The following is a 20,255-nucleotide window of genomic DNA, read 5'->3' on the forward strand; positions in this document are numbered from 1 at the left end:
GGGCTTCGTGAAAATAAGTGAATAACAGACCGAGCTGTTTTATCCGTGAGAAACTTCACGTATAAAACAGCTCTTTTTTATTTTGTGAATAATGATTCTCCATTATATTATGAGAAATTTAGGATAAGCTACCAGTAGTAAATTTACCGGAGAGAAGGAGTGGTTACCATGAATAAGTCAGACTCAATTTCTGTTTTTCAGCTGATCCTTCTTTCGATGACGTTTATTGGCTTAAAAACTCATGTGATGCTTATATCTCCATTAATTAAAACGGCAGGGCGCGATGCTTGGATCACTGTTCTTCTTACTTGTCTTTTAACACTCATATGGGTTCCTTTACTCGTATATGTAAATAAAAAAACAAACGGCGAACATCTTTTTCAATGGATGAAAAAACATATGAATAAGTCATTTACCAATGTTGTTATTTTTCTTATAATCGCTTATTTGGCCATTATGGAAATTGCCACCTTACGAGAGACGATTACGTGGATCAATATTATTTTTCTTCAGCGAACACCTTTAATTATACTCGTTTTATTATTTGGTTTTACCTGTTGCTTACTTGCCACTACGAGCATGAGAACGATTAGTATTGTAAACGTGTTTCTTTTATTTTTTATTGTACTATTAGGTTTTTTTGTTTCTTTTACAAACTTTCAATTTAAAGATTATTCTTTATTGCAGCCTGTTTTAGAAAATGGCTATTTTCCGGTTATTAAAAGTATTGTATTTCAAGGATCAGGGATGGTAGAGCTGCTGCTGCTGCTTTTCTTGCAGCACAAAGTACCGCAGCCTATACGCTATAAGCATTTAGCGGTGGCAGGAATTCTCTTAACGGGCCTTACAATTGGGCCTCTTATTGGGGCAATTACTGAATTTGGTCCTGTAGAAGCCTCTAAGCAACGTTTCCCTCCCTATGAAGAATGGGGAATTGCATCACTTGGAAAGTTTATAGAGCATATCGACTTTTTATCTATTTATCAGTGGCTGTCGGGTACCTTCATCCGCATTTCGACCTTTCTTTTTATTATGAAAGAATTAGTTCCATTTCAAAAAGGCCACAAAAGGTTTCTTTTACTCATTTTAGTGGTTATCACTGTATGCACGCTGGCTCCTATAACAGACTTTACTTTTTCAAATCTTTTATTTTTTACAATCATACCGGCTACTTTCTGGCTGTTTGTTGCTTTTTCTCTTTTCTTAGTAGTCATAGTCTTTCTAATTTCTCATAAAACAAGGAGGGATAAAAGTGGAATTTTTTAAGAAGCAAAAAGACTACAGCTCTAAAAAACAAAAGACCGAAAGTCTTTTAAAAGAAAGTTCTTCTTGTTCTCAGATCATCAATGAGCGTACGTTAAGAGATTTATTTGGAAAATGCGGCGATATTAACTTCGAGACCGTTTATTTTTATAACAAACGAGTGCTTATGATTTATTGTACCGGTTTAGTGAGTACGGAAATGCTATATGGAATGATCCCTAAAAGATTAGAGGAATGCTGCGCTAAGTTAGAGGGGGAAGTAGAAGGAGACAAGATCATAAAATTATTAAACCTTCCCTCAGTTTCTATCGTTCAAAATGAAGAACAGGCAGTTTCGGAAATTTTTTCTGGGAAATTATTCATTGATTTTGGATTACCACAATCTGTTTTGTCTATCGATATTTCTGACCGTCCTCAAAGAAGTCCAGAAGAAACGAAAAATGAAGTAACCATATTGGGTCCTAGAGATAATTTTATTGAAGACTTACCTGTGAATATTGCTTTAATTCGTAAGCGTCTTAAATCGGTTTCCTTGTTAACAAAATCTTTAGAGATTGGAAAACGAACAAAAACAAAAGTAAGCATTTTATACATGGAAGACGTAGCTGACAAGAAGATACTTGACGAAATTATGGAGAAGTTAGGGAATATCGATATCGACGGTATTTTCAGCGGAACACAGCTAGAAGAGCTCATTAATAAAAATCCGTATAGCTTTTTTCCTCGCCACGCTTATACAGGAAGACCTGATTTTGCGGTTCAATCTCTGTTAAATGGCCGGTTCATTATATTAATTGATGGAACTTCATATGCGTATGTTACACCTATTAACCTTTTTTACTTATTAAAAGGATCTGAGGATAAAGAAAATACATATTTATACAGCTCTTTTGAGCGTATTCTTCGAATCTTCGGGCTTTCTATCGCTGCTTTTTTGCCGGGGTTTTGGGTTGCAATGACGGCTTTTCATCAAAATCAGCTTCCGCTCAGCCTATTAGCTACGATTGTTGAGGCAAGAAGAGGTGTCCCGTTTCCTACCTCTCTTGAAGCGATACTAATGCTTCTTTTATTTGAATTGTTTCGAGAAGCAGGGTTTAGACTCCCGACTTCTGTCGGGCAGACACTCAGTGTAATCGGAGGTCTTATTATCGGTGATGCAGCCATTAGAGCTGGTTTAACAAGTCCTGCCATGCTTGTTGTCATTGCAGGCTCTACGATTGCTACCTTTACGCTAGCAAATCAGTCCCTTATAGGAACAATTTCACTGATCCGCTTTTTTAGTATTATCTGTGTTAGCATTTTAGGTTTTTTTGGCTTTTTTATTTCCATCTTTTTAGTCATGATCTATATTACAAACATTCGAACGTTTGGTGTGCCATATTTCGAATTAGCAACCCGATTAGACGCGAAAAATATTTTAAAATCCCTCTTCCGCCTGCCCGAAAGTAAAAAAGCAACGAGAGCTAGTATGCTTAACCCAAGCGATTCCACCCGCGAAGAAGGAGGAAGTTAGTGAAAAGGACCATAAGGAACTTACTTATACTTATTATGAGCTCTTTTTTATTGTTTCTTTCGGGGTGCTGGGATACGAATGAACCGGAACAAATGGTATACGCACAGGGAATGGGGGTAGATTTTAAAGATAATCGTTACATTCTTTACCTGCAGACAATCAATTTAAGTTTATTGGCAAAATCTGAGGCAAGCGGTGCTGGCGCGGGTCAAGTCAAAGTAGAAGTTGGCTACGCAACAGGAAAAACCATTGATGAAGCTATTTTTAGGTATTATCAAATTTCTCAGCGCAGAATCTTTTTTGGGCACTTAGCTTTTCTTGTTCTAACGGACGATGCGTTAAAGCATGGCGCTGTCAAATCTGCGGTGGACTTTTTAGATCGTTATCGGGAAACGAGATATAACATTTGGATGTATGCGACGAAAAGCCCTTTGAAAAAAACGCTGTTAGCTACGCCGATGTTCGAAGTATCGAATGCTCTTTCTCGCTTGAGCGATCCTAAAGTGATTTTCAAGCAAAACTCCTTTATTCCACCAGTTGATTTAAGAGAGCTCATTATCCATCTTAATGAACCAAGTCACGAAGTAAACATCCCTCTAGTTCAGACTAAAGAACATTTAACAACGGATCAAAAAAGTGAAACAGCTATTCAAGTAAACGGAGCAGTGGCTATTACATCATCTGAATTAAAAGGAGTTTTTTCTGAAAATAAAATCAAAGGGCTTAGATGGATAACTGATGAATTTGTACGAGCTGGTTTACGGGTAAGGCTACCTGATCATTCCGATATTGATCTTGTGGTAGACAAGAAAAAAGTAAAAATTGAACCTGTTCTAAAAGGTAGTAATCTAACCTTTAATATAAAAGTTCGGGCAAAAGCAACGATTTTAGTTATGCCGCAGCACGAAAAACTATCAACTATAAAAAAAGAAGCTGAACAGAAAATTAAGAAACAAATTATTGAAACATACGCGCAAGGCTTAAGTATAAACAGCGATGTTTACAGGCTTTCTCATGTTCTTTACAAAAAAGAACTGCGTAAATGGAAAGCTGTTCAAAGCAACGGGGCTATTCCTCTAACAAAAGACTCAATAAACGTGAAGGTCAATGTACAGGTTAAGCACGGAAACAAACAGCGAATAGGTCCGACTATAGACTAAAATACTGAAAACCTGCATTTCTCACCTAATAATGTTAAATCAAAAGTGGAAGAATAGATAAAATAGAAAAGACCAACCAAAAAGCAAATCGAATTAGGAGATTATAGATGGAAACAATCAAACCAACTAAAATAGGTTCAAAAAAAACAAGCGTGAAAGAGAAATTAACAGCCCCCGAAATGGGTAAACTTTGGGCAACCTATATGGGCAACAACATGTCTTCACATATTTTAAGCTATTTTCTTGAACACGTTGAAGATCCGGATATAAAAAAGCTGTTACAACATGCAAAAGGTTTAACGGAAGAATTTCAAAGTAACGTAAAAGACATTTTCACAAAAGAGAATGTGCCAATTCCGTATGGATTTACGCAAGAAGACGTGAACCTAGGTGCTCCAAAGCTGTTTGAAGATGAATTTTACGTGCATTATTTAAAATATGCTGCTAAAGCGGGTTTAAGCATTTACAGTATTGCACTGCCGCTAATGTATAGAGAAGATGTAAAGACGCTTTTAACGTATTGTATGAAAGCAACAATGGAATTGATGGAGCAAATAAAGGCAATCTTAATGGATAAAGGATTTATTATTAAGCCGCCAATTATTCCCGCACCAGAAAAAGTGAACATCGCTACTACTCATTATTTAAGCGGGTTTATAGGAGATGTTCGACCTTTGCACGCATTAGAAATTGCTCATTTGTATGATAACATCGAGAATAATGTGACAAGCAAAGCCTTAATTTTGGCATTTAGTCAAGTTGTTAAAAGTGAAAAAATTCGTGCATTATTTGTAAAAGGCGAAGATCTGACAAATAAAGCGGTAGAACGCTATGTTGAAAAGCTTCATCTAGATAATTTACCAGCGCCATCTTTTCTTGATCATTTAATTACTACTTCGACTTTTTCACCATTTTCCGATAAATTAATGCTGTTTCACAAAATGGATATGTTCTCAATGAAAATGAGGGCTTTTGGAAATTCGGTAGCCGTCAATGGAAGACATGATTTGGCGCTGTTATATGGAAAATCAATGACAAATATCTCAAAGTTTGTAAAGGAGGCTGCGGATATTATGATGGAAAATGGCTGGATGGAAACACCGCCAGAAGCAGCAGACAGAGGTCATTTAATCTCCAATTAGTTACTCAACGCGTCATAAAACAACGAGAACCAGTTTAGAAACAGGTTCTCGTTATCTTGTTAAGTTAAAGGAGCAGGATTAAACAGACATAAATCATTATGCAGCCCCCAATAATCACTCCACGTTTTCTTATGGCCGCTTGCAATTTCTATAATTAAGTGAAAGAGCTCCCAACCCACCTCCTCAATGGTTGCCTCTCCTTGTGCTATTCTTCCTGCATCTAAATCTATTAAATCGTCCCATTGCTCAGTTAATGAACTTCTAGTAGATACTTTAAGAACAGGTGCCATTGCCAGGCCATATGGAGTTCCTCTCCCTGTTGTGAAAATATGCATGTTCATCCCAGAAGCTAACTGTAATGTTCCGCATACAAAATCACTCGCCGGAGTTGCTGCATAGATTAAGCCTTTTTTAGTCGGCTTTTCTCCAGGCGATAAAACTTCGACGATTGGAGTTGTTCCTGCTTTAGCTATAGAGCCAAGTGCTTTTTCTACTACGTTTACAAGTCCGCCTTTTTTATTTCCAGGTGAAGGATTTGCACTTCTATCAGCTTCGCCTCTTTTTAAATATTGATCATACCACTTCATTTCATTAATTAGAGATTGACCGACTTCTTCATTAAGTAATTACACGAAAAACTCGTGGAGGTACGTATTTTAATAACAAAATAGGAGCACATCCTTTTTCCGTTATGTTAGCGTTATCAATCGATAATTTACCTGCAGTAGTGGAGGCGCGCATGGCACTAGAACTGGGCCTAGTAACCATGGCAGCGGAAAAAATAAACGATGATCAATTAAGCCAGTTAAAAGAAACGATCGAGGAAATAAAAAAGAGCACAGATAACAATTACGGTGCAGCGGATAAGGAATTCCATCGAATTATTGCTGTTAGCGCGGATAATCCGGTGGTAGAAGGTATGATTAATTCCCTGCTTTTCACTCATGAAAAAACAGATAGCGAAATTACCTTTAGAGAACCAGCACTTACTGTAGAACATCATACCGCTATTTATAATGCGTTAGCTAATCATGACCCAGATGATGCATTCAAGAAAATGTATCATCATCTTAAATATGTACGTGATAAAGTTCTTAAACAATATAATCCTACTAAATAAAAAAAACACACAAAGCAGATGTAAAGAATTTGTTTTGTGTGTTTTTTTATGAAGTGATACAGATACATGAAGTAAGAAAGAGAGTTTCCATTTTATAGGATCGCTTTTTTCAGTGAGTTATATATTTTAATTTAATGCATCCAGATATATGAATTATATTTATTCGCTGCTCTTTATTTTAAAGAAATTACTATACATTTATAAGAGATTAAAAAGAAATTAAAGAGATTATAAACATTGTTAAAAATTATATTGGTAAAAGCCTTCTGCTGACTGAGTTTAAGGGGTATTAAGGAATCAAAAAAACTGCAGTTAACAACAAGAATTTTCACGAAAAAATATAGGATTTTTTTATAACAGTCATATTTTCTACCCAATCGATCGGAAAATAACGTTTATTTATTGTATTTTTTGTTCATTTAGTTGATTTTTTTCATGAAAACGAAAATCATTATCATTTAAAGAGATTTATTATAGCTGAGAGACAAATATGTTTTAGTAAGTTAAAGAGAAAAGAAGAGTAGGAGGGAAATAGAGTAGAGATGAGGAAAAAAGGCATAACAAAAAAGAGTATTATAGAGCGTTAATTTTTGCCTGATAATACCCGTTGGCAATTTTGCGGATATACGTAAAGAAGTTTGACTCCATTTCATGCACAAGAGGGCGAAATGCATCCATACTTTCTTCTATGTAAGTTTGTTGCAGGTAAAGCTGAACGGACGTTAATGATTTTTCAATTATATCTAAACCGAACTCATGTACAATGGAATGAATATCTTCCTTTTTAATTGAATAATGACCAAAAGATTTAAAGAAATTCTTAAACTGAGCAAATGCATGCTCTCCACGAATCTTTTCGATTTCTTTTTGTTTTTTACTATCATGAGCACCAGTTAAATTAAAGCTTAGAATAAAACCATCCTTGATTTTTTCAATAATTGATTTTCTTGGCTGCTTTTCTTCTAATAATGTTTTGACACAATCATCTTTTTCTAGTATATCGATACGGAAAATTGTACTCAATTTACTAGCCATTTCTTTAATAGCAGCTTTATAGCCAATGTATTTTGGAAGAATGTGTTTTACCTCAGTGTAAGATAAAAGTGCTTCTGAATCTTTCTTTACGTTTACATCAGATTCGTATACATACAAAGCACGTAAAGCCAGGCGCAGCATGTTAATATTTTTGATAGCCAGCAATTGATAAATCACTTCCATTGAAACAGAAGTGTAACCACCTTTTGAAGTATATGTATTGTGATCTTTATCAAGCATTTCCGGAGTATATGATATGTTTTGAGCATCAGCAGCTTCTTTTATATGTAAATCTAAAAAATCCTCTAAATAGTTGTTTAAAGAAACTTGAATATAGTCTCCCCATAAACGATCCCAGCGAATGATGTCATAGTCTTCTAAAAGCTTATTATTATTTTGAACGGTCCGAACGGAACATTGGATTGTATTAGCCAGTTCTTGCTCAGAAATAATTGAAATATGACCTTGGCTGTTACATTTGGCTACGTAAGCTAAAATTTGCTTCATCAGAGAACCCGTCCACTTTATGTCTACAAAGTTTTTTGCTAGACCAAATGAATGTTTTTCATAGTAATAGCTGTTGTCTCGTTTCGTCTCTCTATTTAAACCGCTCATGACAATCAGCAGCTTGTTTGCTATCAGAGTGTGCCGTTTTAGTGCCAGCTTTTGTATACTCATGTAGTTACCTCCTTTCCAAAACTATATACGTCATCTTTTACAGTATAGACACAGTCATATAGGCTGTAAAATGACATATTTGCACGGAAAAATGGTGCATTTTTTTAAAAGACTAGTGATACCAAGGGACGAGACATCTATTTACAAGGTGACATATTTGCACGGAGATGTGGAGCAAAAATAGCGTTACATTTCATAAACGTTGATAAAACAGCATTCTTAAGACAAATGTCGTATTATGACGGATGAAATACACGTAATGTGAAAAATTCAAAAAAAAATTTGATGTAAAAATGACATATTTGCACGGAGAATAGGAGCAAAAATGATAAAAATAAAGATTTGGGCAACAAAGTGACACATTTGCACGGAAAATAGGGACATAAAACAAAAAAATGCCCTTTTTTAGACACAGAAAGTTCACATTTTTACAAAGAATAAATGAACATTTGCAGAAAAAATCGCGCTTTTTTTAAGAAGTGGCATGTTTGCACGGAAATCTGGAGCAAAAAACACTTTTGCACGGAGATTTGGAGCAAAAAATGCAGAAAACGAAGGGGGAAAGTCGCTGTCACAAGAAAATTTATGTAAAAGTGGCATATTTGCACGGAAGATTGGAGCCAAACTTATAGTAAATGCAGTATAGAAAGAAAAACAACACTTTTGCACGGGAACCTGGAGCAAAAATTAGTTATAACACTTCTTTTAGACACAAAAAGTTCACAAAATGATAGGGAAGGTGAAGTTTAATAACTATATCAGCAGGGGAAATAGTATGTTTATATGGAGAATTGGAGCAAAAAAACACTTTTGCACGGAAATGTGGAGCAAAAAATGCAGTAACTAATGGTAGGCAGATAAAAAGAATGCTCTTATAAAGATCATAAGAGCATTCTTTTTTTAGCCTATAGAGCTTGTTACGTTTTGATAGATAGAAAGGGGAGCATATTCGTAATCACCGGCTAATAAGTCTTTTACTTCACTTTCTCCCACAGGAATAAAGGTAATCTGAAACACTTGGCCCACTCTTTTATAAGATTGGACAGCTAGTTTTTGTTCGACTAGCTCATCTAAGGCTGTTTCAATTTCGACAAGGTTTTCTTTTTTGCGTCTTTTTCGAAAGCGGACTCTTGTCGAAAAATATAAATAATCTCTTGTGACATTGTATGAAGATTTTGTTTCATAGCAAATGAGACGCTCTTTTTGCATAACGAATAGCAAATGGTAAGCGGCGTCTAAACTTAATTTTTCTACTTTATTTTTGTAAATACGCACCGTTTGGCGTTGAATATAGTCTCTATATATCACTTCATTGACGTGAATTTCAGCAATTCGCGTTCCGTTTGGCATCGTAGTAATATCCACAAAGTCAAAAATACCATAGGCAATTGTCTTATTATGCTGTACTTTTGACATGCTGTAGTGCTTCATTTTTGTAATTCTTTCTTCTATCATCTGATAGTTGCGCTTACTGTCTGTTTTATAAAGTGCTTTCACAAGGTCACCAATCTTTACATTAATGATTTTTTGTGTAGCGAACAACTCGTCGCGCTGGCTCATGATCTCTAAAAACACTTTATAATCAAACCGATCTAAATCACTAATTTTATTTCCATTTTCTTCAGCGTATTCTTTTTCTATTAACAATTCGTAATCTGTCCCGTCTTCAGAGTTATAAGTACTTAAGAAATATTCTTTTCCTTCTTTCTCTAATAGGGGTTGCTCGACGAGAAGCTTTGCTCTTGAGTTAGAGAAAAAAGGGTTCTCTACAGTTGAAAAAGGGCTTTCAATAATACTATGGTTTCCGTTTTGGAAGCTAGGGTCCAGTATAGTCAGCCCAATAATAATAGATATATCCGTATGAATTGCTTTTTCTCGCTGCGTTTTGGTTTTTTGATGAATATAAGGATAATCAGTTAAGAAGAAGCTATCTTCTTGACTCCATTCACGTAGGATATCAATTCGTTTATTAATGACTTCTTCCGGAGACGGTATGTTTTCAAACTGTTTGCAAAAGAGTTCTTTTCCGTTTGTTTTATAATAAGCTGTTAGCGCTCTGTATTCCCCAATCAGCTCTTTATTCTTCTTGGGCTTTTTTTGCTCATAGTCGCGTATAGCAGCATCTAACCACCTGCGTTTCGTACGATTGAGAAAGTCTTTTTTTAAAATTCTCAACGCTTCGTTTACATCTTTATTTTCAAAGTGCTGCTGATAAAGAGGGAGGATGGTGCTCTCTAAATCACCTTTTATACTTTCGTTATAAACGGATAAGAGGCGTAATTTAGATACTCTATCAATGACTTCGCGTATGAGTAAAGATGAATAATCCATACACATCTAACCTCCTTAATCTTAAGTTAGTCATTTTAATCCTTAGTTGGATAGTAGCTTTAAATCTATTGTAATGCACGAAAGTTCGATGCCACAAACAAAAGACGGCTACTATCTATAGTCTATTTTTCATTATACACGTGCAAAGGGGGCGAAGGGGGGGATTTTCTTATTTTCTTTTTTCGTAATCTAAATTTGGTCATGAAGTATATACATTTGCTGCGTAGCTTATGTAAGGAGGATAACTCTGTTCGCAAGACTACTAATTCTGCTGCGGAGTTTAATGGATGAATAGCAAGCAATTTAACATAAAAGGATATCAGCGGTTAAAAGAGAATACTTTCTAAAACTACTAAACATACCCTGGAGGTCATGAATGAACCCTATATTAAATGAAGTAGGCACGATTTTTATTCCTGTAGAAGATATACAAAAAGCACGAGACTGGTATTGTGACGTGCTAGGTTTGCCGGCAGATGGAGACATTTTATATGATCATTTATATGTGATACCTATGAATGGAACAGGAATTGTATTAGATAGCAAAACTTATTCAAAAAATACGCTTTTTAAAACACCGGCTTTTCATTTGAATACAAACGATATCAAAGAAGCTTATGAGTATATGAAACAGAAAAAAGTAGAGCTAACGACAGGAATTGAACACGATCACTGGTTTATATTTAAAGATCCAGATGGAAATCATCTTATGGTGTGTGAATGCTGAACCTATGGAATAATAAAAGGACCTTCAAGAGAAGGTCCTTTTATTGTATTGCCTTTGCATTTTATAACTTGATAGATTTGTTTCTGAATTGAATCATTCTTACAATATTTATCACAATTGTTTTTGTTACAGCATAAGCCGGAATCGCTAAGATCATTCCGAGTATTCCTGCAATATTACCCGCAACAAGCAATAAAATAATAATCGTTAAAGGATGAGTGTTTAATTTCTTTCCAATTACCAGCGGAGAAATAATGTTCCCATCTAGCTGTTGAACGATTACGACGACAATAATTACTAATATCGCTTTTGTAGGAGAGTATAATAAACCTACGATTAAAGCGGGAGCTACGCCAATAAAGGGGCCGACGTACGGAATAATATTAGTAAGGGCTCCTATTAGTGCAAGTATTAATGCATAGGGCAACCCAATGATGAGGTAACCAATGAACGTACTAATACCGACAAATAAACAAACGAGCATTTGGCCTTGAATATAAGTAGCTAGCGTATTTGTTGTTTCTTTCATTGTACGCAACGTTTCTTTTCGATAAGAAGCAGGAACCATACGCAGCGTATTTTTACGAAGTTTATGGCTGTCTTTGAGCATATAAAAAAGAATGAAAGGAACGGTTACAACCGTAAGTGTAATATTTGTTACGACGCTTAAAACAGATGAAATACTGTTTGTGAGATTCGTAGGTAAAGTAGACGCGTAGTTTAAAAGTGACTCTTCAATATGATCGAGCGACACATATTTTTGTTCAACGAGCCAGTTAAACCATCTTGAATTAGATAAATCATTTATGTACTCTCTCGTTTCTACAATGTAAGACGGAATATTCTTAGCCAAATCAGTTAATTGTTTAGATAAAGTAGGTCCCACACCGCCTACAATAGAAGCAATTACGCCGATAAAAACAACGTATAATAGTAAAATGGCCAGTGTTTTTGGCACTTTTTTTCTTGTGAGAAATGACACAATTGGTTCGAATAAAAAGAAAAGAAAACCAGCTACAAGAATAGGGAAAAACAAAGTGGAGATAAACACACCGATTGGTAGAAAAACAAACGAAATATGTTTACAAATGTAAATCAGTAAAGCAATCATTAATAGTTCTAATGTCCAAAAATGCAGTTTCGATTTAAACAAAAAGTTACCCTCTTTCTTTACTATTTTTTACTATCATACATCAAAAAAGAAACCCACTGCACGTTAAAAGTGGGCTTTTTTAGTCTGTATAACTTTCATTTAAATAAAAATTAGGCTTTTTCCTCTTTATCTTCAGTAGTATCCTCTGGAGTTTTTTCGTCGTCATCCTGTATAATTCCTTCTGCTGCATTTTTAAATTCTCGCAGGGAATGTCCAAATGCTCGTCCTATGTCCGGCAATTTACTTGGTCCAAATACAATTAAGGCAGTAATCCCGATTACGACCATGCTTGTGGCTCCTGGCATGATATCCTCTCCTTTAAAAGCAATGAATATATAAAATTAAAAAGAGATAGTAAATAAAGTGCATGTTTATACTATTCACTTTTCTCTTTAAAATTCCTTTATTTTAAATGATGCGAAAATAAGGTGCAGCGATTATGTATGATTTAAATGCTTGTAGTGATACTTTTTTCTTTCGCATCCGACGCTAATTATAGCATTAAAGATAGCTATTCGTCTTAGTAACCTTATAAGCTCTATGTAAAAAAGTCTTCATAAGAATTTGCAAAGCAATGGAGGGAAATACGGCTTATGGATTGGAGCCTATGAACGTTCTCCCGTTACAAACCTAACAATTCGCCATTCTAATTTCCAGCATGTTGCAACCCCATTGTTAATGGAGAATGTAAAGAACCCTGTGTTTGAAGAGTTTTGTATAAATGGCAGCTGCATGAATACAAATCCGTAAAAGGGCGTGTTCATAATCAGATGCAAGTAAGAGGTAGAACAAACGTATTTTAGCCCAAGAAGTATCCGCACAATGAATCGAGATTATCGATTCATTGTGCGGTCTTTTTTTGTTGTGATGGTGAACGTAGGATCAATGTGTTAATAATGGTAAAAACCTGCTCTGGAATTTTTACTATTTTATAGATAAGTAAAATGACTCTTACTAATTGATAGATAACATGTATGAAAGAAATGACTTTTGAAGATTGTTTTCTAAGCAATTTATTACCTAAATGTGGATGTGGGGAGTGTGTGGGAAGATATATAAAAGAATTATAAAAACATTTGTCTTTGTAAGCGTTTTATTCTTTATTTTAATAAAGAGCAAAAAAAGGATGTTTTTCTCTAAATTTTTACCATTGAATATTTTGAATAAAGTTCATAAAATAAACTTGTAAGCGTTTTAAAAGATTAGAAAGTATGTATCTTAAAAGTTGAATAGAGAATTATTTATGAAGACAGGAAATGTGATTTTTTTGCTTTTGATCACCGTTTCCAAGAATACCTTAACAAGTAACAGCAAAACGTTCATTTAATGAAATAAAGAAATAGATAGGAGTAGAGAAAAATGTACATCGGCGTCGATTATTACCCTGAACATTGGCCAGAGAATATGATAGAAGAAGATATTCAAGGTATTAAAGAGTTAGGATCAAATATGGTGAGAATAGGGGAGTTCGCTTGGCATCTTATGGAGCCTAAAGAAGGGCAATATGACTTTTCTTTTTTTGATAGCGTTATCAATAAGCTTAAAAAACAGAATATTGACGTTATGTTTGGTACCCCTACTGCCACTTTTCCGGCTTGGCTTGCGAAGCAGCATCCTTCTATTTTATCAAAAGATGAAAATGGGGCGGTCAGAGCATTTGGAGGAAGACGTCAATATTGTTTTAATTCTCCTCTTTACCGGCAGTATAGCGCTCAGATTACAGAACAACTAGTAAAGCACTACTGCTCAGAAGAAGCAATCGTAGCATGGCAAGTTGACAATGAATTTGGCCATGAAGGCAGTGATATGTGTTACTGCGAACAATGTCATAAAGAGTTTCAGCAGTTTTTGGAAAGAAAATATAAAGATATTAATGAGTTAAATGAAAAGTATGGCACTATTTTCTGGGGACAAACGTATAACGACTTTACCGAAGTGCCTATGCCTGTAAAAACAATTACGACACACAGCCCTTCGTTAAAGCTAGACTGGGCCCGCTTTCGCTCTTTTTCGTTAAACAGATACGCTCACGAACAAACAGCGATTGTGAAGAAATATAAAGGTGATCACCAGCTGTTGACCACGAACGTATCAGGAGGCTTTTTTGATAAATGGTTCGATCATGAAGAAAACCTAGAAGTAATGGACTTTGTATCCTATGATAATTATCCGGTATGGGGCGGTCAAACAGAGCCAATTACCCCGGCTCATATTGCACTAGGTCATGATTTTAATAGAGGCTTGTTACATAAAAATTTCTGGATTGTAGAGGAATTAATGGGTGCTCAAGGTCATGATATCATCGGTTATCTACCGCGACCTAATCAGGCAAAAATGTGGTCTTATCAAGCTTTTGCTCATGGATGCACGAATATGCTGTATTTTCGCTGGCGCGGAATGACAAGAGGAGCTGAGCAATACTGCTACGGAATTGTAGGTCACGATAATCATTATGGAAAACGTTACAAAGAAGTTCAGTCGTTATTTAGTGAAATCGTTCATTACGAACATGTGCTTGAGTCTGATATTAAATCGGAGATTGCCGTTTTATATGACTATGAAAATATATGGTCATGGCGTTTTCAGCAGCAAAGTGAAGGGTTTGACTTTACGCAAGAGCTTCTTAGAGGGTATACACCGTTTTATAAGTTGAATACACCTATTGATGTTATTCCTGCTACAAGAGATTTTTCAAGCTATAAAGTACTGGTTGTTCCAGCTTTGCAAATCATTGATAAAGAACTAGGTAAAAGATTTACTGAATTTACTGAAAACGGAGGCGTCATCATTTTTACGTTTAGAACCGGCATTAAAGACAAACAAAATAATATTCACTTTAAACAGACGCTGCCCGGATATGTAAAAGAAATAACAGGGATTGAAATTCATGAAGTGGAAGCACTGTCTTCTACTCAAAAAGCAGCTATTAAAGGAAAAGGACCGTATGAAGGAGAACAAGCAAGTGCGTCCGTGTGGAGAGATATTATCACGCCTGTAACAGCTGAAGTGCTGTATGAGTATGATGATCCATTCTATAATCAAGCGGCGGTAACAAAAAATCAGTTTGGTCGCGGGACGGTTTATTATGTAGGCTGTGGAATTGAAGGGCAAACGTTTGAAAAAATGGCGCTTGATATTGTAACAGAGCAGCAGATTGAGCATACGGAAAGTGAAGATGGAGTTGAAGTATATCCTCGCAAGCTTGGAGAGACAAGTTATTACTTCCTTATGAACCATACGCCAGAAGTAAAAGTATTTAAAGATATTGTTCTGCAGCCTTACGAAAGTCGAGTTGTAGAAAACATGTAGTAGCAACAGGACACTAGAATCTCATAAAGCAATGAGATTCTAGTCACTCATAATATGATATGAAAGCGTTTTATAGGAGAAGGGAGTTAGGTTACATGAACATGGGGGTACAGTCAAAAGTTTCTCTCAAAACCGTATTATCATACGGAATGGGGAGTTTTGGAAACAATATTATTTATGCATTAACAAGTACATATTTAATGATTTTTTATACGGATAGTGTAGGATTAAACGCTGCAGCCGTAGGAACTTTATTTCTTATTGCTAGGATATGGGATGGGATTGCGGATATTATTATCGGAATGATTGTTGATAATACAGAAACGAGATTTGGTAAGTTTAGGCCATATCTTTTAATAGGCGGATTTTTTGCAGCTGTTGCTACAGTCGCGTGTTTTATTAGTCCGGATCTTTCTCACACAGGAAAATTAATTTATGCTTATATCACTTATATCGCGTGGGGAACAAGCTTTGCTATCATGGATATTCCTTATTGGTCGCTTTCAGCAACGATTACACAAGATGTAAAAGAACGAAACAAAGTTGTGGCTTTTCCTAGAACCATTGCAGCAGTAGGGTCTTTATTTGCTAGTTTATTAACTCTTCCACTAGCTCATTATTTTGGAAACTGGTTTATGCTTAGTCTTATTTATGCGTGTATCTTAATGATTACAATGATTATTACATTTTCAGGAGTAAAAGAAAACTATACCGTAAAAAGACAGGAAAAGCAGACGCCAAAAGCAGTTTGGAACTTATTTATTCAAAATAAACCGTTGCGCTACCTAATTTTCTCAATGCTTTTAGTTGAAACGATTTTAACAATTCGAACTACGTTTTCTATTTACTATTTTAAATACAATTTAAATGCAGAGAATATCGCGTCTCTTTATTTAACCTTATTTTTTACAGCACAAATTGTAGGAGCGATCGCGTCTCCTTTCATTTCAAATAAATTTGGAAAGAAACGTGCAGCAATAGGGGGAATTGCCCTAAATGCTGTAGCCACTCTTACAATGTTTGCAACGGGTTTCCACGTTATGCCAGTGATGATTTTAAGCTTTTTAGCTTCTTTTGGCGGTGGGGTTAGTAACATTGCTCAAACATCTATGCTCGCTGACTGTGTAGAATACGGCGAATGGAAAACGGGGAACCGAGCAGAAGGAATGGTGTTTTCTACGAATATTTTCAAAACAAAGGTCGCTTCAGCAGTGGGTGGAGCAGTAGGTGGGTACATCCTTTCAGCAGTAGGGTACGTGCCAAATCAAATTCAGTCACACAGCACGCTCATTTGGATTGCTTTAATCTTTACGATTATTCCGGGTATTCTTTGCTTGTTATCACTTGTCCCACTCGTAAAATATGAGTTGACGGAAAAGAGATATTTAGAGATTTTACAGGATATGAAAAAACGCTCAAGCCGCATAAAAGAAAAACCGGCTATGAAAGTGTCTAGCTAATTCAAATCAACACAAGCATTGTACACAAAAATCACAAGAAAAAAAGACTGCATTTTCTCAGCTCCTCTTGCTATGATGTCAGGTAGACAGATATCAATGTAAAGAGGAGTTTTGTTTATGTTTATTAATTTTTCAAAAGAAGACAAAGATAAAATGCTGAATGAAATTCAAACGTTTTTTTATAACGAACGAGATGAAGAAATCAGTGAATTTGCAGCGGAAAATGTATTGGAGTTTATTAAAGAACATATAGGTCCTCATTTTTATAACCAAGCCATTAAAGATGCGGAAGATATTATGAACCAGGTCATGCTTTCTGCAGAAGAAAATTTACATGCATTAAAAAAACCAATCGAAAAGTAGTTCGAAAAAGAAAATATGAAATAGGAAAAAAGCGTTTTATGTACAAAAACATAAAGCGCTTTTGTTTGTTTATGAAACAAATTATTTGTTCGCCCAAGTGATATATGATAAATTCGTTTTAAGATAATATTAACGTTAACGTAAAGGTTATATTTAAAGTGTTTTGATTTAACTTGATGAGGGCATAACTTCAGCAAGCAGGGACATAATGAGGTAATTATATGAGGAAAGAAGGGACTACACATGAGCAACATTATGAAAGGTCAGCTAACAAAATCTATTGTGAAAGCAAATGAAAATCGTTTAACGGATAATAGTGATTTTGATATCTATCAAGAGCTGGAAAATGTGCTTCAAGGAGTCGGCTTATCAGCAAAAGACAGCGGAGGAAACATTACATTTTACGGAGAAGATCCGATTGTTCCTAGTACGCTGCGACTTGCCTCAGCAGCAGCTATTGCACTGGTTGCTAAGTCAGTAGCTGTCTCAAAAATTTGGAGAATACGCGGAGGAAAAGGTCAAGATATTCATATGGATTTACGAAAAGCGATCCGAAGATTATCACCTTTTTACGATAAAAAATGGGAACAGCTTAATGGGTATGCCCCGAGTAAAGCAAATGATCCTTATAATCCATTAGGCTTTCGCTTTTATCAAACAAAAGACGGCAAATGGGTAATGCCGCTGAATCCGTATCCACGCTCTAAGCATGAAACGCTCAAGCTATTGAATTGTATAGAAGACCCTGATGCAGTGGCAAAAGCGATTCGCGGATGGAATGCAGAAGAATTGGAAAAAGCTGCAGCGGAGCGAGGAGTGATCATGCCTGTTGTGCGGACAATTGAAGAGTTTATGAAAGAAGCCGTGTATGAAGAAATAGCTCAGCTTCCTTTAATTGAAATTGAAAAGATTGGAGAAAGTGAGCCGATTCCTTTTTCCAAGAACCCTAAAACGCCGCTAGATGGTATTCGAGCATTAGGGCTTGGTCATGTTATTGCAGGAGCAGGATTCGGTAGAGCTCTCGCTTTACACGGTGCGGACGTCTTAAATATTTGGAAGCCAACGGATTGGGAGCATGATACGATTTACGCTACGTCTAATGTCGGTATGCGCTCTTCAACGCTGGATATCGGTGAAAAAGAAGGAAAAGAAAAAATGGTTGATCTTCTAAAAGAAGCCGATATCTTTTTTGGGAACCGTCGCTACGGATTTCTAGAGAGATACGGTCTAACAGCTGAAGAGTGTGCAAAATTAAAACCAGGCATCATCCACTGCACCGTTAACCTGCACGGGACGCAAGGAGAGTGGGCAAAAAGAAATGGATTTGACCAGACAGCGGGAAGCGTAACGGGAGTCATGGCGTTAGAAGGATCGCCAGAAAATCCTAAGCTGCCTCCTATTGTAGTTGTCAATGATTATGCAGTTTCTTGGCTGCTTGAAGTTGGTGCTTTAATGGCACTAGAAAGAAGAGCAAAAGAAGGAGGCAGCTACCGCGTGCGTGTATCATTAGATCGCGTATCTTTATGGATTTTATCAATGGGCATCTATGATAAAACATATGCTCATCAAACAGCTGGTTCGTCAGAGAAGCATGAGTACATTGCACCGGATCTCTTTACAGCCCAAACACCTTTAGGATTGTACCAAGGGCTTACAGAACAAATCGAAATGTCGGAAACTCCAGGGGAATATAAGACGGTTCTCGTTCCTCGAGGTTCTTCACGCCCAGAGTGGTTGTGATAACAAGAGGCTGAGACAAAATTATTTTAGTGGAAAGAAAATCCGAACGATGAATCGAGATTCTTGATAAAGGATCCAACTCGTTCGGATTTTTTTGTTATTGTGATGAACGTAGGTTTCGTTTATGGGGGTAGATGCTTCTAGCGGTTGCACGGAAATCAACAGCGGTGTCACAAGCGGTTCAGCTCATGTATCCAATTTGTTTGTCTTTAGATTGAATTAATTTCGCTATGTCTTAATCTCGGTTTTTGGGGGTCAAATTTAAAATGAAAAATAAGAAAAAATATTTGAATAATTATATGATTTCTTATATAATAGCGAAAAGGATGAGGAGTTGACTTGTAATGGAAAACTATACGTCCCGCAAAATGACACGAGAAGAAGTAAAAGTATCAGACGCGACAGCAGCTCAACTAGTGCTAAACAAATCTCTTCGTGACTTTAAAAAAGCACAGCTTTTACTGCAAATCGATCAGTCTTTAGAAAAAAGAGATAAAGAAACTTTTTTACGTTTAACTGAAGAGTTAAAAGAAGTTTGTTAAATAACCTACTAACATAAACAATCAGCCTTTGCTTCTAGTGAGCAAAGGCTTTTCATATGGAAAAAAACGGATAAATGTTTTGTTTTTTCTGAAAGCGGTAAAAGTATAGTATGGATGATAAAGCAAAAATCAAGAAGTCTCTTACTTTATTATTTTTTGCTTTATCATCTACAGCATCTAGATGGTAATACATCATGAAAGAACAAAAAGAGAGAGGGTTCTTGATATGTATAACAAAATCTTAGTCGCCTTTGATGGTTCCGCACCTTCTATTCGTGCTCTTCAACATGCAAGTAAACTAGCTGAAAGCGTAAATGCTAATAAGCTGACAATTGTACATATTAAGGAAAGAATTCACTTGCAGCAGCCTGTTTTTAGCGTTGACTTGGACGCACTGATAGAAGAAGAAAACCGCGATATTTTATCTGAAGCTCACAATCATTTAACTCAATCAGGTATTCCATATGAGGCATACGGTGTAGAAGGCACTGCTTCAAAGAAAATTATTGAATACGCACGTGACAATCAACAAGACGTCATTGTAATAGGAAGCCGAGGAAAGGGCTTTGTTAAAGAGACCTTTCTAGGAAGTGTAAGTCACGAAGTTGCTCAATCCGCAGAATGTCCTGTTATTATTGTTAAATAAAAAGAGGCTGGGGTAAAAGTAGTTTAGTTAAAGAAAAATCCGAACGATGAATCGAGATTCTTGATGAAGAATC

16 protein-coding genes and 2 pseudogenes are annotated in these 20,255 nt (G+C 36.0%); 13 read left to right on the top strand and 5 right to left on the bottom strand.

All coding sequences use genetic code 11. The features are described 5' to 3' along the window. Window positions 1–168: 168 nt before the first annotated feature. From WKH56_RS28320 to WKH56_RS28335, 4 genes are all read left to right on the top strand, one after another. Window positions 169–1,266, top strand: a complete 1,098-nt coding sequence (locus WKH56_RS28320) for a GerAB/ArcD/ProY family transporter (protein ID WP_275211190.1) — start codon at window positions 169–171, stop codon at window positions 1,264–1,266. Next, window positions 1,253–2,776 (top strand): spore germination protein, encoded by a 1,524-nt coding sequence (locus tag WKH56_RS28325; protein ID WP_221833508.1) that lies wholly within the window; start codon window positions 1,253–1,255, stop codon window positions 2,774–2,776. The genes WKH56_RS28320 and WKH56_RS28325 overlap by 14 nt, the downstream gene beginning before the upstream one ends. Beyond that, window positions 2,776–3,936 (top strand): Ger(x)C family spore germination protein, encoded by a 1,161-nt coding sequence (locus tag WKH56_RS28330; protein WP_275211189.1) that lies wholly within the window; start codon window positions 2,776–2,778, stop codon window positions 3,934–3,936. Before WKH56_RS28325 ends, WKH56_RS28330 begins: the two co-directional genes overlap by 1 nt. A 107-nt stretch (window positions 3,937–4,043) precedes the next feature. Further along, window positions 4,044–5,078 (top strand): DUF3231 family protein, encoded by a 1,035-nt coding sequence (locus WKH56_RS28335; RefSeq protein WP_221833506.1) that lies wholly within the window; start codon window positions 4,044–4,046, stop codon window positions 5,076–5,078. A 59-nt stretch (window positions 5,079–5,137) separates the two neighbouring features. Here the strand turns inward: WKH56_RS28335 and garD are convergent. Then, window positions 5,138–5,701: pseudogene (gene garD / locus WKH56_RS28340) on the bottom strand (galactarate dehydratase); the annotation flags it as partial. Here garD and WKH56_RS28345 point away from each other — a divergent pair. Beyond that, window positions 5,701–6,198: pseudogene (locus tag WKH56_RS28345) on the top strand (FadR/GntR family transcriptional regulator); the annotation flags it as partial. The pseudogenes garD and WKH56_RS28345 sit on opposite strands and share 1 nt — an antisense overlap. Before the next feature lie 573 nt (window positions 6,199–6,771). Here WKH56_RS28345 and WKH56_RS28350 read toward each other — a convergent pair. Together WKH56_RS28350 and WKH56_RS28355 are read right to left on the bottom strand one after the other, a co-directional pair. Then, window positions 6,772–7,911, bottom strand: a complete 1,140-nt coding sequence (locus tag WKH56_RS28350) for a hypothetical protein (RefSeq protein ID WP_221833504.1) — start codon at window positions 7,909–7,911, stop codon at window positions 6,772–6,774. Window positions 7,912–8,811: 900 nt separating this feature from the next. Beyond that, the gene (locus tag WKH56_RS28355) at window positions 8,812–10,242 is read right to left on the bottom strand and encodes a hypothetical protein (protein WP_028413700.1); all 1,431 of its coding nucleotides are present in this window, start codon (window positions 10,240–10,242) and stop codon (window positions 8,812–8,814) included. 376 nt (window positions 10,243–10,618) lie between these two features. Between WKH56_RS28355 and WKH56_RS28360 the strand changes: the two genes are divergently transcribed. Further along, window positions 10,619–10,969 carry a VOC family protein gene (locus WKH56_RS28360; RefSeq protein ID WP_028413699.1) on the top strand — a complete coding sequence of 117 codons (351 nt, stop codon included), beginning with the start codon at window positions 10,619–10,621 and terminating at the stop codon, window positions 10,967–10,969. A 61-nt stretch (window positions 10,970–11,030) separates the two neighbouring features. Here the strand turns inward: WKH56_RS28360 and WKH56_RS28365 are convergent, their stop codons facing one another. Both WKH56_RS28365 and WKH56_RS28370 read right to left on the bottom strand, forming a co-directional pair. Beyond that, window positions 11,031–12,122, bottom strand: a complete 1,092-nt coding sequence (locus WKH56_RS28365; RefSeq protein ID WP_025751972.1) for an AI-2E family transporter — start codon at window positions 12,120–12,122, stop codon at window positions 11,031–11,033. Window positions 12,123–12,232: 110 nt separating this feature from the next. Beyond that, window positions 12,233–12,427, bottom strand: a complete 195-nt coding sequence (locus WKH56_RS28370; protein ID WP_221833502.1) for a twin-arginine translocase TatA/TatE family subunit — start codon at window positions 12,425–12,427, stop codon at window positions 12,233–12,235. A gap of 259 nt (window positions 12,428–12,686) precedes the next feature. Between WKH56_RS28370 and WKH56_RS28375 the strand changes: the two genes are divergently transcribed. The 7 genes from WKH56_RS28375 to WKH56_RS28405 all read left to right on the top strand — a co-directional run bounded on the left by WKH56_RS28375 (window position 12,687) and on the right by WKH56_RS28405 (window position 20,182). After that, entirely contained in the window at window positions 12,687–12,872 is a 186-nt protein-coding gene (locus WKH56_RS28375; RefSeq protein WP_342837134.1) for a hypothetical protein, read from the top strand. 609 nt (window positions 12,873–13,481) lie between these two features. Continuing rightward, the gene (locus WKH56_RS28380) at window positions 13,482–15,431 is read left to right on the top strand and encodes a beta-galactosidase (RefSeq protein WP_255900501.1); all 1,950 of its coding nucleotides are present in this window, start codon (window positions 13,482–13,484) and stop codon (window positions 15,429–15,431) included. Window positions 15,432–15,526: 95 nt separating this feature from the next. Next, window positions 15,527–16,891 (top strand): glycoside-pentoside-hexuronide (GPH):cation symporter, encoded by a 1,365-nt coding sequence (locus WKH56_RS28385; RefSeq protein WP_033578731.1) that lies wholly within the window; start codon window positions 15,527–15,529, stop codon window positions 16,889–16,891. Between the two features lie 117 nt (window positions 16,892–17,008). After that, on the top strand, window positions 17,009–17,254 hold the full coding sequence (locus tag WKH56_RS28390; protein ID WP_013082790.1) for a DUF2164 domain-containing protein: 246 nt from the start codon (window positions 17,009–17,011) through the stop codon (window positions 17,252–17,254). Between the two features lie 243 nt (window positions 17,255–17,497). Further along, on the top strand, window positions 17,498–18,994 hold the full coding sequence (locus WKH56_RS28395; protein ID WP_342837136.1) for a CoA transferase: 1,497 nt from the start codon (window positions 17,498–17,500) through the stop codon (window positions 18,992–18,994). Window positions 18,995–19,338: 344 nt separating this feature from the next. Then, entirely contained in the window at window positions 19,339–19,536 is a 198-nt protein-coding gene (locus WKH56_RS28400; RefSeq protein WP_013082792.1) for an IDEAL domain-containing protein, read from the top strand. A gap of 226 nt (window positions 19,537–19,762) precedes the next feature. Beyond that, entirely contained in the window at window positions 19,763–20,182 is a 420-nt protein-coding gene (locus tag WKH56_RS28405) for a universal stress protein (RefSeq protein ID WP_028413689.1), read from the top strand. The last annotated feature ends 73 nt before the right edge of the window (window positions 20,183–20,255 follow it).

It is taken from the genome of Priestia sp. SB1, from assembly GCF_038898415.1.

Excerpts from the sequence above, each read along its gene's own strand:
- WKH56_RS28385 (WP_033578731.1), top strand. The coding sequence starts at position 15,527 with ATGAACATGGGGGTACAGTCAAAAGTTTCTCTCAAAACCGTATTATCA.
- WKH56_RS28355 (WP_028413700.1), bottom strand. The coding sequence starts at position 10,242 with ATGGATTATTCATCTTTACTCATACGCGAAGTCATTGATAGAGTATCT.
- WKH56_RS28390 (WP_013082790.1), top strand. The coding sequence starts at position 17,009 with ATGTTTATTAATTTTTCAAAAGAAGACAAAGATAAAATGCTGAATGAA.
- WKH56_RS28380 (WP_255900501.1), top strand. The coding sequence starts at position 13,482 with ATGTACATCGGCGTCGATTATTACCCTGAACATTGGCCAGAGAATATG.
- WKH56_RS28335 (WP_221833506.1), top strand. The coding sequence starts at position 4,044 with ATGGAAACAATCAAACCAACTAAAATAGGTTCAAAAAAAACAAGCGTG.
- WKH56_RS28370 (WP_221833502.1), bottom strand. The coding sequence starts at position 12,427 with ATGCCAGGAGCCACAAGCATGGTCGTAATCGGGATTACTGCCTTAATT.
- WKH56_RS28405 (WP_028413689.1), top strand. The coding sequence starts at position 19,763 with ATGTATAACAAAATCTTAGTCGCCTTTGATGGTTCCGCACCTTCTATT.
- WKH56_RS28400 (WP_013082792.1), top strand. The coding sequence starts at position 19,339 with ATGGAAAACTATACGTCCCGCAAAATGACACGAGAAGAAGTAAAAGTA.
- WKH56_RS28360 (WP_028413699.1), top strand. The coding sequence starts at position 10,619 with ATGAACCCTATATTAAATGAAGTAGGCACGATTTTTATTCCTGTAGAA.
- WKH56_RS28395 (WP_342837136.1), top strand. The coding sequence starts at position 17,498 with ATGAGCAACATTATGAAAGGTCAGCTAACAAAATCTATTGTGAAAGCA.
- WKH56_RS28320 (WP_275211190.1), top strand. The coding sequence starts at position 169 with ATGAATAAGTCAGACTCAATTTCTGTTTTTCAGCTGATCCTTCTTTCG.
- WKH56_RS28350 (WP_221833504.1), bottom strand. The coding sequence starts at position 7,911 with ATGAGTATACAAAAGCTGGCACTAAAACGGCACACTCTGATAGCAAAC.